The sequence below is a fragment of the Streptomyces sp. BV286 genome (assembly GCF_019090165.1).
Taxonomy (GTDB): domain Bacteria; phylum Actinomycetota; class Actinomycetes; order Streptomycetales; family Streptomycetaceae; genus Streptomyces.
This window is the reverse complement of sequence record NZ_JAHRIB010000023.1, coordinates 147,652-160,746: the sequence shown is the minus strand read 5'-3', so window position 1 is coordinate 160,746 and position 13,095 is coordinate 147,652. Positions and strand designations below refer to the sequence as shown.

General features: G+C 71.7%; 12 protein-coding genes and 1 pseudogene. 7 read left to right on the top strand and 6 right to left on the bottom strand.

Going from position 1 to position 13,095, the window contains the following annotated elements; genetic code table 11:
• A pseudogene (locus KUF83_RS02725) lies at positions 1 to 214 on the top strand (hypothetical protein); the annotation flags it as partial.
• Between the two features lie 26 nt (positions 215 to 240).
• Here KUF83_RS02725 and KUF83_RS02720 read toward each other — a convergent pair.
• Both KUF83_RS02720 and KUF83_RS02715 read right to left on the bottom strand, forming a co-directional pair.
• On the bottom strand, positions 241 to 1,353 hold the full coding sequence (locus KUF83_RS02720) for an adenylate/guanylate cyclase domain-containing protein (RefSeq protein ID WP_217452884.1): 1,113 nt from the start codon (positions 1,351 to 1,353) through the stop codon (positions 241 to 243).
• A gap of 531 nt (positions 1,354 to 1,884) precedes the next feature.
• Complete coding sequence (locus KUF83_RS02715) at positions 1,885 to 2,778, bottom strand: biotin--[acetyl-CoA-carboxylase] ligase (RefSeq protein ID WP_217452865.1); 894 nt, start codon at positions 2,776 to 2,778, stop codon at positions 1,885 to 1,887.
• 165 nt (positions 2,779 to 2,943) lie between these two features.
• Between KUF83_RS02715 and KUF83_RS02710 the strand changes: the two genes are divergently transcribed.
• Both KUF83_RS02710 and KUF83_RS02705 read left to right on the top strand, forming a co-directional pair.
• Positions 2,944 to 4,542: an acyl-CoA carboxylase subunit beta gene (locus KUF83_RS02710; RefSeq protein ID WP_217452864.1), complete on the top strand. Its 1,599-nt coding sequence runs from the start codon at positions 2,944 to 2,946 to the stop codon at positions 4,540 to 4,542.
• Between the two features lie 26 nt (positions 4,543 to 4,568).
• Positions 4,569 to 4,775 (top strand): acyl-CoA carboxylase epsilon subunit, encoded by a 207-nt coding sequence (locus tag KUF83_RS02705; protein ID WP_217452863.1) that lies wholly within the window; start codon positions 4,569 to 4,571, stop codon positions 4,773 to 4,775.
• On the opposite strand, the gene KUF83_RS02700 is transcribed toward KUF83_RS02705, so the two are convergent.
• Positions 4,772 to 5,923, bottom strand: a complete 1,152-nt coding sequence (locus tag KUF83_RS02700) for an SGNH/GDSL hydrolase family protein (protein WP_217452862.1) — start codon at positions 5,921 to 5,923, stop codon at positions 4,772 to 4,774. The genes KUF83_RS02705 and KUF83_RS02700 overlap by 4 nt on opposite strands.
• A gap of 151 nt (positions 5,924 to 6,074) precedes the next feature.
• On the opposite strand from KUF83_RS02700, the gene mmpB reads away from it, so the two are divergent.
• Both mmpB and KUF83_RS02695 read left to right on the top strand, forming a co-directional pair.
• Positions 6,075 to 6,203, top strand: a complete 129-nt coding sequence (mmpB, locus tag KUF83_RS42515) for a morphogenic membrane protein MmpB (RefSeq protein ID WP_269252688.1) — start codon at positions 6,075 to 6,077, stop codon at positions 6,201 to 6,203.
• 95 nt (positions 6,204 to 6,298) lie between these two features.
• Positions 6,299 to 6,919 (top strand): nucleoside triphosphate pyrophosphatase, encoded by a 621-nt coding sequence (locus tag KUF83_RS02695; RefSeq protein ID WP_217452861.1) that lies wholly within the window; start codon positions 6,299 to 6,301, stop codon positions 6,917 to 6,919.
• A 13-nt stretch (positions 6,920 to 6,932) separates the two neighbouring features.
• Here the strand turns inward: KUF83_RS02695 and KUF83_RS02690 are convergent, their stop codons facing one another.
• A complete protein-coding gene (locus tag KUF83_RS02690; protein WP_217452860.1) occupies positions 6,933 to 7,424 on the bottom strand; it encodes a hypothetical protein in 492 nt (163 codons plus the stop codon).
• A gap of 368 nt (positions 7,425 to 7,792) precedes the next feature.
• On the opposite strand from KUF83_RS02690, the gene KUF83_RS02685 reads away from it, so the two are divergent.
• Together KUF83_RS02685 and KUF83_RS02680 are read left to right on the top strand one after the other, a co-directional pair.
• On the top strand, positions 7,793 to 9,565 hold the full coding sequence (locus KUF83_RS02685) for a biotin carboxylase N-terminal domain-containing protein (protein ID WP_217452859.1): 1,773 nt from the start codon (positions 7,793 to 7,795) through the stop codon (positions 9,563 to 9,565).
• 224 nt (positions 9,566 to 9,789) lie between these two features.
• Entirely contained in the window at positions 9,790 to 10,362 is a 573-nt protein-coding gene (locus KUF83_RS02680; protein ID WP_254643262.1) for a TetR/AcrR family transcriptional regulator, read from the top strand.
• A gap of 86 nt (positions 10,363 to 10,448) precedes the next feature.
• On the opposite strand, the gene KUF83_RS02675 is transcribed toward KUF83_RS02680, so the two are convergent.
• Together KUF83_RS02675 and KUF83_RS02670 are read right to left on the bottom strand one after the other, a co-directional pair.
• Complete coding sequence (locus KUF83_RS02675; protein WP_217452858.1) at positions 10,449 to 11,411, bottom strand: DeoR/GlpR family DNA-binding transcription regulator; 963 nt, start codon at positions 11,409 to 11,411, stop codon at positions 10,449 to 10,451.
• A gap of 187 nt (positions 11,412 to 11,598) precedes the next feature.
• Positions 11,599 to 13,059 carry an NAD(P)H-quinone dehydrogenase gene (locus tag KUF83_RS02670; RefSeq protein ID WP_217452857.1) on the bottom strand — a complete coding sequence of 487 codons (1,461 nt, stop codon included), beginning with the start codon at positions 13,057 to 13,059 and terminating at the stop codon, positions 11,599 to 11,601.
• Between the last annotated feature and the right edge of the window lie 36 nt (positions 13,060 to 13,095).

Here is a 13,095-nt window from a genome sequence, read left to right as displayed (position 1 = left end):
GCCCACAGCGGCGCGGCCCGTCCAGGGCGCCCGGCCGGCCGTCACCGAGCCCCCCGCCGAAGCGGCCCAGCAGCCGGCACCCCGGCCGCCCGCGGCAGGGCCGTCGGCACCCGCACAGACCACGGCGCCCGCGAGCCCGCCCAACGGCTCCTCACCGGGCGGCATCTGCGTACCGATCGTGGGCCTGTGTCTCGACGGGCCCGCCGCCCGCTGACCCGGGGCGGACCCGCCGGGACTCGGCTAGCTCCTGCGGCTCATCAGCCACGGTTCGACGACGCCCAGGCCGCGGACCGCCCGCTGCCACATCGGCTGGATGCCGAAGCGGTACGTCGGCGGCTCCTCGCCCTCCTTCTCCGCGGTGACGGCCTCCTCCAGGGCCACTGCCTCGGAGGCGGGTGCGTCGCCCGTCCGGATGAGCTCCTCCGCGAAGGCCCCGTCGACCAGGACGGCGTCCTTGGGAGCTATCGAGGTCAGCCGGGAAGCGAGGTTCACGGTGGTACCGAAGACGTCGCCCATGCGGGTGGTCACCGTGCCGAAGGCGATGCCCACGCGCAGTTCGGGCATCGTCTCGTCGTTGGCCATGGTCTCGATCAGGCGCAGGGCGATCTCGGCGGCGACACCCGCGTCGTCGGCCGCGTACAGCACCTCGTCGCCCAGCGTCTTGATGAGCCGGCCCCCGTGCGCGGCGACCAGGTCGGCGGCGGTGGTCTCGAAGGCCTCGACGAGCTCGCCGAGTTCCTCCTCCTCCATGCGCCGCGTCAGGCGCGTGAAGCCGACGAGGTCCGCGAAACCGACGGCCAGCCGACGGTCCACCATCTCCTCGTCGTCCGCGGCCTGCACGACCCGGCCGGTCGCGGCGGCGAGCTGGCGCCGCCAGACGTAGACGAGGAACTCCTCCAGCTCGGGCAGCAGCAGCTCGACCAGCGGATACGTGACCTCGGTGCGCGTCATGCCCGGTTCCGGGGGCTCCGTGAGGCCCTCCAGGAAGGAGTCGATCTGCCATTCGGCCAGCCGGGCGGTGGTCTGGCCGGTGGAACGGGCCACCTGGACGGCCATCGCCTCGCTGAGCAGCCCGGCCTCGACCAGACCGGCCAGCCGCCGCAGGGCCAGGACGTCCGCCTCGGTGAGCGCCTTGGCCTGGCCGATGTCGGCGAAGCCCATGGCCCGCCAGAAACGGGACGCCAGTTCCATGGAGACACCCGCGCTGCGGGCCGCCTGGAAGGGGGTGTAGCGCCGCTCGGCACCGAGGATGAGCTGTTCGAGCCTCAGGGCGAGCGGGTCCTCGTCGGGCTCGTCGCCGGGCTGCTCCGCCCGGCCGTCCTGCGAATCCGTCCGGCCGCGCGGCTCCGCCAGACCGGCCGCCTCGGCCCGGTCGGCCGCTCCCGTCCGGTTCACCGCCTCCGCCCGGTGGGCCGCCTCGGCCGGGTCCGGCCCCTCGGAGCGGCGGGCCCTCGCCGTCCGGTCAGCGGTGTCCGTCCGGTCGATCGCCCCGGTCCGGCCGTCCTGCGCGTTCACTGGGTTCTGTTCCTCCACGCGCGCGTGCGCCTCGGCGCGGTCGACCCGTGCGGCCGCCGTGTCGGCGGCAGACCCGGCGGAACTCCCCGACTCGCTGTCGGAGGCGGGGTCACCCATGCCGGAACCGCTGTCGTCGACGGTCACGCCTGTTGCCCTTCCGATCTGCCGCGGTCAGGTATCGACCGGCCTCAACTCTACGGCAGGTGTGCTGTGGCTCACTCCCGAGTGCCGAGGCCGGACGGCTCGTGGACCACTCCGCACCCGTACGTCCGGCGGCCCACTCCCTGTCGTACGGCCCGTGCGCGTCCCCTGCTCATCACCGGCACGAACGGGCACGGGACACCCCGCGTACCCCGTTCGTCCCGTCCGTCACTCGTTCTCCGGGGATCCCGCCGGACGCAGGTGCACGATGTCCCCGGCGCCCACGGGCTGCTGCACGCCCTCCGCCGTGGCCAGCACGAGCCGGCCGTCGCGGTCCAGGGCCACCGCCTCCCCGGTGATCGAGTCACCGCCGGGCAGCTCGGCCCGCACCGTCCGCCCGAGCGTCGAGCATCCCGCCGCGTACGCCTCCTGGAGCCCCGACGCGGCGGGGTCGCCCTCCGCCCGCCGCCACTTCTCGAACCACTGTTCGAGCGATCGGAGGACGGCCCGCAGGATCGTGTCCCGGTCCGTGGTGACCGCTCCGGCGAGGGCGAGCGAACCGGCACCCGGCACGGGCAGCTCGTCCTCGCGGAGCGTGACGTTGATGCCGATGCCGACGACGACCGCGTCGGGCGCCGCGCGCTCGGCGAGGATGCCGCCCACCTTGCGTTCCGTGCCGCCCACCGTCACCAGCAGGTCGTTCGGCCACTTGAGGGCCGTTTCCACGCCCGCCGCCCGCGAGAGGCCCGCCGCGACCGCGACCCCGGTGAGCAGCGGCAGCCAGCCCCACCGCTCCACGGGGACCCCGGTGGGCTTCAGCAGGACGGAGAAGAAGAGACCCGAGCGGGCGGGGGCCGACCACCGGCGGTCGAGGCGGCCGCGCCCGGCGTCCTGCTCCTCGGCGACGAGGACCGCGCCCTCCTCCGCCTTTCCCTCGGCGGCGAGAGCGACGAGGTCGGAGTTGGTGGAGCCGGTGCGCTGCACCACGTCGACATCGCACCAGAGCCCGTCGTGCCCGCCGTTGCGTACGAGCGCGCGGCGCAGCGCCACGGCATTGAGCGGCGGACGGTCCAGGTCGGACCACCGATTGCTGTTCGCGTCTGAGTCATCTCGCGGCGTCATGCAACCCACCCTAGGTGTGGTAAACGCCGCACTGCCGAACGGTAGGCACGCCACTACGCTACGGATGAGTAGCCATCCCCCCTTCTGAGCACCACCCCTTCAGCATCAGCTCTTCGAGCACCTCACCCTCACGTCCCCACTGAGCAGGCAGGGAGCCGCATCCCGATGTCCGAGCCGGAACAGCAGCACGAGATCGACATCCACACCACCGCGGGCAAGCTCGCGGATCTGCGGCGCCGCATCGACGAGGCGACGCACGCCGGCTCGGCGCGTGCCGTCGAAAAGCAGCACGCCAAGGGCAAGTTGACGGCTCGTGAGCGGATCGAGCTGCTGATGGACGAGGGGTCCTTCGTCGAGTTCGACGAGTTCGCGCAGCACCGCTCGACGGACTTCGGCCTGGAGAACAACCGCCCGTACGGGGACGGGGTCGTGACCGGCTACGGCACGGTGGACGGCCGCCCGGTCGCCGTGTTCTCGCAGGACTTCACGGTCTTCGGCGGTGCCCTCGGCGAGGTCTTCGGACAGAAGATCATGAAGGTGATGGACTTCGCGCTGAAGACCGGCTGTCCGGTGATCGGCATCAACGACTCGGGCGGCGCCCGTATCCAGGAGGGCGTCTCGGCGCTCGGCATGTACGGCGAGATCTTCCGCCGCAACACCCACGCCTCGGGTGTGATCCCCCAGATCAGTCTGGTCGTCGGGCCGTGCGCGGGCGGCGCCGTCTACTCCCCCGCCATCACCGACTTCACGGTGATGGTCGACCAGACCTCGCACATGTTCATCACCGGCCCGGACGTCATCAAGACGGTCACCGGCGAGGACGTCGGCTTCGAGGAGCTGGGCGGCGCGCGCACGCACAACGCGGTCTCGGGCGTGGCCCACCACATGGCGGGCGACGAGAAGGACGCGATCGAGTACGTCAAGTCGCTGCTGTCGTACCTCCCGTCGAACAACCTCAGTGAGCCGCCCGCCTTCCCCGAGGAGGCGGACCTCGCGCTCACCGACGAGGACCGCGAGCTCGACACGCTGATCCCGGACAGCGCGAACCAGCCGTACGACATGCACACGGTCATCGAACACGTCATGGACGACGCCGAGTTCTTCGAGACGCAGCCGCTGTTCGCGCCGAACATCCTCACGGGCTTCGGACGGATCGAGGGCCGCCCGGTGGGCGTCGTCGCCAACCAGCCGACGCAGTTCGCCGGCTGCCTGAACATCGACGCCTCCGAGAAGGCCGCGCGCTTCGTGCGCACCTGCGACGCCTTCAACGTCCCGGTCCTCACCTTCGTGGACGTGCCGGGCTTCCTGCCGGGTGTCGACCAGGAGCACACCGGGATCATCCGCCGCGGCGCCAAGCTGATCTACGCGTACGCGGAGGCCACGGTCCCGCTGATCACGGTCATCACCCGCAAGGCCTTCGGCGGCGCGTACGACGTCATGGGCTCCAAGCACCTGGGCGCGGACCTCAACCTCGCCTGGCCGACCGCCCAGATCGCCGTGATGGGCGCACAGGGCGCGGTGAACATCCTGCACCGCCGGACCATCGCCGCGACGCCCGCCGAGGAGCAGGAGGCCACCCGGGCCCGCCTGATCCAGGAGTACGAGGACACGCTCCTCAATCCGTACACGGCCGCCGAGCGCGGGTACATCGACGGTGTGATCCTGCCGTCCGACACCCGCTCCCACGTCGTACGCGGCCTGCGGGCACTGGCCAACAAGCGGGAGTCCCTGCCGCCGAAGAAGCACGGCAACATCCCCCTGTAGAACGCCTGTCGAGAGCGGGAGCGGTCATGATCAAGGTCATACGGGGCAACCCGACTCCGGAGGAGCTGGCGGCCGCGCTGGCGGTGGTCCGGGCCCGTGCCGCGGCGGCGGCTACGGCCCCGGCCGGCGCTGACCAGGAAAGGGACGCGTGGTCCGACCCGTCCCGGCTGGCCCAGAGCCGCCTGCCGGCACCGGGTCCGAGGACGTGGGCCCACACCTACTGGCCCCGCTAGGAGCACGCGGCCCGCGGTCGGAGAACCGCGGCGACGACTTCGGCCATCACCGCGTACCCGGCGTCGTTCGGGTGCAGGTGGTCGCCGAAGTCGTACGCGCCGCACAGCGCGTCCGAGCCGTCGGGGCCGGCCAGCGCACGGTGGAGGTCGGCCACGTCGTCGTACTCCCCCGAGCGGCGGATCCACTCGTTGAGCTCGTGGCTCACCTTCGCGGCCCGCTCCCCCCAGTGGTCGGACCCGCCGAAGGGCAGCAGGGTCGCGCCCACGGCCCGCACCCCCCGAGCCCGCGCCTGTCGTATCAACTCCCGGTGCCCGGCGATGAGTTCGCCCACCTCGACGCGCGGCGCGGGCCGGTAGGTGGGCTGTTCGTCCGTCTCGCTGAAGCCGATGTCGTTGAGCCCGAGCAGCACGACCAGCGTGTCGACGCCCGCATGGGCGAACACGTCCCTCTCCAGGCGGTGAATCCCCTTCTCCCCGTACCAGGCCGAGTCGTTGAGGAGCAGGTTCCCGCCGATGCCGGCGTTGAGGACGGGCCGCCCGGTGCGCTCGGCGAGGGCGTCCGACCAGCGGCGGTCCGCGCCCGGTGTGGACCCGAACCCGTCGGTGATCGAGTCACCGAGGAGCACCACCCCGTCCGTGCGCCCCGCCGAGACGTCCACGCCCGACAGGAAGTACCAGGACTCGGTGGCCTCGCCGAAGCCCTCGCCCCCGGTGTCCGCCAGGAGGTCCCCCGCGCCCCGGTAACTGGTCGTGAAGGCCTGCGCGTGGAAGGTCGCGGGCCCGGTGACGGCGTCCAGGTGGAGGGTGACGGTCACTGATTCGCCCGCTTCCAGGGCGAGTTCGGCCGCGTCCGTGGTGAGCGTCCCGCGCGCCGGGACCTCGGCGGACGGGGATCCGGCGAAGGTGATCCGCCGCACCGAGTCCGGTCGCACGGCGGCTCCGCGGGCCGTGCGGGCGACCGTCGCGCCCGCGACCCGGAGCGGTGAGGTCCCGTACGCGTTCGAGAGGCGGATGCGGACGCGGTCGCCACCCGCGCCGAGGCGGACGACCTGGCGCAGGGAGTGCCGCCAGAAGCCCTCCTGCGACCAGTTGGGGGTGAAGCCGGTACTGGGCAGCTGCGGAGAGGCGGTCCAAGCGGTGGTGAACACGGCACTTCCCTCTCTAATGGGACCAGGGTTCCTTTAATGATGGAGGGAACGGTAGCAAGGATCGACACCTAACGGAACCACGGACCCTTTAGGTCAAGATGAGTACGCGTACTCAGGCCTCCCGGGGCCCACCGGAGTCACGATCGGAGACATGCTGTGGTCCGACCCGGAGAACGAGCCGCCGAAGGAGCTGCGCGACATGCAGGACATGTTGCGGCGGCTCGGCGTCCTCATCGCAGTGACCGTGGTGTTCGCGATGATCATCCTCGGCCTGATGTGAGCCCGGCCCGATGTGAGGTCGGGCCACCGTGACGTCGGGTCGCCGTGACTTCGGGCTGATGCGAGCCGTCCCGGCCCCGCCGATACGCTGACCGCATGACTGATCAGCCACGCCGCCGGCTCGTCCTCGCCTCCCAGTCCCCCGCCCGCCTCGCGCTGCTGCGGCAGGCCGGCCTCGCCCCCGAGGTCATCGTCAGCGGCTTCGACGAGGACGCCGTGACCGCCCCGACCCCCGCCGAGCTGGCTCTCGCCCTCGCCGAGGCGAAGGCGTCCGTGGTGGCGGCCCGGCCCGAGGCCGCCGGGGCGCTGGTGATCGGCTGCGACTCGGTGCTCGAACTGGACGGCGTGGCGTACGGCAAGCCGGCCGACGCCGAGGAGGCGACCGCGCGCTGGAAGACGATGCGCGGCCGGGCGGGCATCCTGCAGACCGGCCACTGCGTGTGGGACACGGCGGCCGGGCGTCACACGTCGGGGGTCGCGTCCACCGTCGTCCGCTTCGGCGAGCCGACCGACGCCGAGATCGCCGCGTACGTCGCCTCGGGCGAGCCGCTGCACGTCGCCGGGGCGTTCACGCTCGACGGCCGCTCGGCCCCGTTCGTCGACGGCATCGACGGCGACCACGGCAACGTCATCGGGCTCTCGTTGCCGCTGGTACGCCGCCTGCTGGCCGAACTGGGCCTCGGCATCACACAGTTGTGGACGCCGCGCGAGAAGTGACGCGTGGGGGCGGTCAGGTGGCCGAGGGCGCCGCGGGCGAGGGCACGACGGGCGCCCCGCCGCCGTCCCCGTCCGCAGGGCCGCCGTCCGGCTTCGCGTCGGCCACCGCGGCCTCACGGCGGTCGTACGTCATGAAGATGAGCACGATCAGTCCGAGCACCACCATCATGAAGGCGAACGCGCCCCAGCCCACCAGGCCGACCGTGAACGCCCCGAGCAGGGCGTGCACCACCGCCGCGCTGATCAGCAGGATGCGGCCGAGGCCGGCGGGAGCGCGGTCGCGCAGGCCGACGCGCAGCGCGGTGAAGCCGCAGAGCGCGAAGTAGAGGCCGAAGAGCAGGCCGGCGACCTTCGAGGACGTGGACATCACGTCCGGGTCGAGCCCCGCCAGCGACATGTCCTGCCGGTCGACGACGACCCCCATGAACCAGTTGACCAGCCCGATGCCGACCGCCTCCACGAAGAGCACGATCGCGGTCACCCACGCCACCGGTCTGCGGACCACCGGCCCCCACCCACTTTCGAGTACTGCCCGAGCAGGGCCTTGTTACCTGGAGTTCGAGACAGCGTGCACGCTACTAACGGGTAAACCTGGGGACAAGGGATCTGCGGAGGGCAAAGAATCGTTGGGCCATTCGTAGGGACTCCACAAAGAAACGGAGTGGCGCGCGGCACCCTCTCACAGAGACCTTGACCACATCGGAGGACTAGGGTTCTTGGGAAGCCCCCTGCGTACCGAGGTGCGACAAGGGATTTCGCGGGAGAGCAGGCCTTGTATCACGCTCCGTGTGGGCAAGCTCACCATCGGGGACGGGTCGAAACGACGTGTCGGCTGTCCCTAAACTCGGCTTGTTTCAAGGAGAGGGAGCCAACGTGCGCAAGGTGTTGATCGCCAACCGAGGCGAAATCGCTGTTCGTGTCGCCCGGGCGTGCCGAGACGCCGGTATCGCGAGCGTGGCGGTGTACGCCGAACCGGACCGGGACGCACTGCATGTGCGGGCCGCGGACGAGGCGTTCGCGCTGGGCGGTGACACCCCCGCGAGCAGTTACCTCGACATCACCAAGGTGCTCCAGGCCGCCAAGGACTCGGGGGCGGACGCGATCCACCCCGGATACGGCTTCCTCTCCGAGAACGCCGACTTCGCCCAGGCCGTCCTGGACGCCGGGCTGGTCTGGATCGGCCCGCCCCCGCAGGCGATCCGTGACCTCGGTGACAAGGTGGCGGCCCGGCACATCGCCCAGCGCGCCGGCGCGCCGCTCGTCGCGGGTACGCCGGACCCGGTGGCCGGTGCCGAGGAGGTCGTCGCCTTCGCCCGTGAGCACGGCCTGCCCATCGCGATCAAGGCGGCCTTCGGCGGTGGCGGCCGCGGCCTGAAGGTCGCCCGCACGCTCGAAGAGGTGCCCGAGCTGTTCGACTCCGCGGTGCGCGAGGCCGTCGCCGCCTTCGGCCGCGGCGAGTGCTTCGTGGAGCGCTACCTCGACAAGCCCCGCCATGTGGAGACGCAGTGCCTGGCCGACTCCCACGGCAACGTGGTGGTCGTCTCGACCCGTGACTGCTCGCTCCAGCGCCGCCACCAGAAGCTGGTCGAGGAGGCCCCGGCGCCGTTCCTCTCCGACGCCCAGGTCGCCGAGCTGTACGCCTCCTCCAAGGCGATCCTCAAGGAGGCCGGTTACGTCGGCGCGGGCACCGTCGAGTTCCTGGTCGGCGTCGACGGCACGATCTCCTTCCTGGAGGTCAACACGCGTCTGCAGGTCGAGCACCCGGTCACCGAGGAGGTCGCCGGGATCGACCTGGTCCGCGAGATGTTCCGTATCGCCGACGGCGAGGAACTGGGCTACGACGACCCGCCGCTGCGCGGCCACTCCTTCGAGTTCCGCATCAACGGCGAGGACCCGGGCCGGGGCTTCCTGCCCGCGCCCGGCACGGTGACCAACTTCGCCCCGCCGTCCGGCCCGGGCGTGCGCCTGGACGCGGGCGTGGAGACCGGCAGCGTCATCGGCCCGGCCTGGGACTCCCTGCTCGCCAAGCTGATCGTCACCGGCCGCACCCGCGAGGAGGCCCTGCGACGGGCCGCCCGCGCGCTGGAGGAGTTCACCGTGGAGGGCATGGCGACCGCCATCCCGTTCCACCGTGCCGTGGTCGCCGACCCCGCGTTCGCGCCCGAACTGACCGGCTCGGCCGATCCGTTCACGGTCCACACCCGCTGGATCGAGACCGAGTTCGTCAACGAGATCCCTGCCTTCACCGCTCCCGCGGACACGGAGCTGGAGGACGAGCCGGGCCGTGAGACGGTCGTCGTCGAGGTCGGCGGCAAGCGCCTCGAGGTCTCCCTGCCGTCCTCGCTGGGCATGTCCCTGGCCCGTACGGGGCTCGCGGCGGGTGCCAGGCCCAAGCGCCGCTCCGCCAAGAAGTCCGGCCCGGCCGCCTCCGGTGACACGCTCGCCTCGCCGATGCAGGGCACCATCGTCAAGGTGGCCGTGGAGGAGGGCCAGGAGGTCAAGGAGGGCGACCTGATCGTCGTCCTGGAGGCCATGAAGATGGAACAGCCCCTCAACGCCCACCGGTCGGGGACCATCAAGGCCCTCGCCGCCGAGGTGGGCGCCTCCCTCACGTCCGGCGCCGTGATCTGCGAGATCAAGGACTGACGCACACCGCATCCCGAAGCGCCCGACGAACAGGACCAACCTGTCCGTCGGGCGCTTCGGGTTAACGCACCCGGAAGGGTGCCGTGTCCCGAAGGGGCGCGGGGAACTGCGCGACCAGCCACCTCCGGCCCGCAGCGCCCGGACGGCTGTCGTCGGGCAGACGAATCGGGCTTCCGCCCACTACGACCCCGCCCGACGGACACAGGAGAGGACACCTCGAACACATGGCCACCCCGCCGGCAGGCACACGCATGCGCGCCGACGCCCGGCGCAACCACGAGCGGCTGGTGGCCGAGGCGCGGACCACGTTCGCCGAACACGGCGCCGACGCCTCCCTGGAGGACGTGGCAAAACGCGCGGGCGTGGGCATCGGCACGCTGTACCGCCACTTCCCGAACCGGCACGCACTGCTGAGCGCGGTCTTCGCGGACGCGGTGAGCGATCTGCTGGACCGCTCACGCGAACTGCTCGACGACCCGCAACCATGCACGGCGCTCGTGACGTGGCTGCGCGCCGTCATCACTCATGCGGGTGAGTATCGCGGGCTGTCGCGCGCGCTCATGTCGGCCTCGCACGACGACGCCTCGGCGCTCGCGCGGTGCAGCGGCCCGATGCGTGAGGCGGGCAGTGCCCTCCTCGCGCGCGCCCAGCGCGCAGGCGCGGTACGCCCCGGTGTGTCCATCGGCGATCTGCTCCAGCTGACCAACGCGATCGCGCTGGCCGCCGAAGAGACCCCGGACGACCCGGATTTGGCCGACCGCCTGCTGACACTGACGCTGCGGGGCCTCAAGGCCTGACGCCCCGCACGGCGCACCTACGAACCGCCGTGGCGCCTTCCGACGTACGGACTGGACCGCCGTCCGTCGGCAGCGGCGCCGCTCTGTCAGCGTCGGCGCAGGTCGGCGACCCGTGCCCGCTCGCTCTGGGGCTGATCCCCCAGAACCGCCGCGGCACTGCGCAACTGCGGCCCTCCGCCGGGTGCCTGGCCGCGTCGGGGGCCCGGCAGCGGCACGTCCCGGCGTGGCGGCTGGCGCCCCGCCGGGACCGTATCGCCGCCCGAACCGCCGGCTCCGGCCACCGCGATCTGTACGCCCTGATCGGCCAGGGCCTGCAGTTCGGTGGCCGCGCGGTCGTCGTGGGCGGGCGGCTCGTCGGTGACCAGCCGGGTGATCACGTCGGTCGGCACGGTCTGGAACATCGTGTCGGTGCCGAGCTTGGTGTGGTCGGCGAGGACCACGACCTCGGCGGCCGCCTGGACGAGTGCGCGGTCGACGGACGCCGACAGCATGTTGGAGGTGGACAGGCCGCGCTCGGCGGTCAGTCCGCTCCCCGACAGGAAGGCCCGGGAGACCCGCAGCCCCTGGAGGGACTGCTCGGCCCCGCTGCCGACCAGGGCGTAGTTGGAACCGCGCAGGGTGCCGCCGGTCATCACGACCTCCACGCGGTTGGCATGGGCCAACGCCTGGGCCACCAGCAGGGAGTTGGTGACGACGGTCAGTCCGGGGACACGCGCGAGCCGGCGGGCCAGCTCCTGGGTGGTGGTTCCCGCCCCCACCACAATGGCCTCGCCCTCTTCGACGAGACTTGCGGCGAGATCGGCGATGGCCGTCTTCTCGGCGGTCGCGAGATGAGATTTCTGCGGAAAGCCGGACTCCCGCGTGAACCCGCCCGGCAATACCGCACCGCCGTGTCGGCGGTCGAGGAGTCCTTCTGCCTCCAGTGCGCGCACGTCCCGCCGTACGGTCACTTCGGAGGTCTGGACGACGCGGGCGAGCTCACGGAGCGACACGGCTCCATTTGCTCGCACCATTTCGAGGATCAATTGGCGACGTTCTGCAGCGAACACGAAACTGACAGTAACCCCAACGACCGTCTGCTTTCAGCAGTTTGCGCCGAATAACAGAAGTTGTTCGCATGGCAGGGCGGGAAGTGGTATACGCCTAATCACGACGCGTATGCCGCGCGAATGGTCGGCAACTCCCCGTGACCGGCGGCCGGCGACTCCCCGTGACCAGCGGGGAACCGCCTTCGCCTCAGCCCTCGCCCTCGCCTTCGCCCGCGGACTTCCTCGTGTGCAGCTGCCGCGCCACCTCGGCGATGGAGCCCGAGAGCGACGGATACACGGTGAAGGCGTTCGCGATCTGTTCGACGGTCAGGTTGTTGTCGACCGCGAGGGAGATCGGGTGGATGAGTTCCGAGGCGCGCGGCGCAACGACCACACCGCCGACGACGATCCCGGTGCCCGGGCGGCAGAAGATCTTCACGAAGCCGTCCCGGATGCCCTGCATCTTGGCGCGCGGGTTGCGCAGCAGGGGCAGCTTCACGACCCGGGCGTCGATGACCCCGCCGTCGACGTCGGCCTGCGAGTAGCCGACGGTGGCGATCTCGGGGTCGGTGAAGACGTTCGACGACACCGTCTTCAGGTTGAGCGGGGCGACCGCGTCGCCGAGGAAGTGGTACATCGCGATACGGCCCTGCATGGCGGCCACGGAGGCCAGCGCGAAGATCCCGGTGACGTCACCGGCGGCGTACACGCCGGGGGCCGTGGTCCTGGAGACCTTGTCGGTCCAGATGTGCCCGGACTCCCGGACCTTGACCCCGGCCTCCTCCAGGCCCATCCCGTGGCTGTTCGGGATGGCGCCGACGGCCATCAGGCAGTGCGAGCCGGTGATGACGCGGCCGTCGGCGAGCGTCACCTCGACACGGTCGCCGACCCGCTTGGCGGACGCGGCGCGCGAGCGGGCCATGACGTTCATGCCGCGCCGCCGGAACACGTCCTCCAGCACGGCCGCCGCGTCCGGGTCCTCGCCCGGCAGGACGCGGTCGCGGCTGGAGACGAGCGTGACCCGCGAGCCGAGCGCCTGGTAGGCACCGGCGAACTCGGCGCCGGTGACACCGGAGCCGACCACGATGAGCTCGTCGGGCAGCTCGTCCAGGTCGTAGACCTGGGTCCAGTTCAGGATGCGCTCGCCGTCCGGCTGCGCGTCGGCCAGCTCGCGGGGGTGTCCGCCGGTGGCGATGAGCACGGCGTCGGCGACGAGCGTCTCCTCGCTCCCGTCGGCGGCCCGCACGACGACCTTGCGCGAGCCGTCCATGGCCTGCTGCCCGTCGAGCCGCCCGCGGCCCCGCAGCACCCGGGCCCCGGCACGCGTCACGGAGGCCGTGATGTCGTGGGACTGGGCGAGCGCGAGGCGCTTCACCCGGCGGTTGACCTTGCCGAGGTCGACCCCGACGACGCGCGCGGGCGTGTCGACGTGGGGGGTGTCGTCGGCGACGATGATCCCCAGCTCCTCGTACGACGAGTCGAAGGTGGTCATCACCTCGGCCGTCGCGATCAGGGTCTTCGACGGGACGCAGTCGGTGAGCACCGACGCCCCGCCCAGGCCGTCGCAGTCGACGACGGTCACCTCCGCGCCGAGCTGGGCTGCCACCAGGGCCGCCTCGTATCCGCCGGGTCCGCCGCCAATGATCACGATCCGAGTCACGTACTCCATTGTCCCGCACGCCTCAAGGTGCTTCAGCCCGGGGGC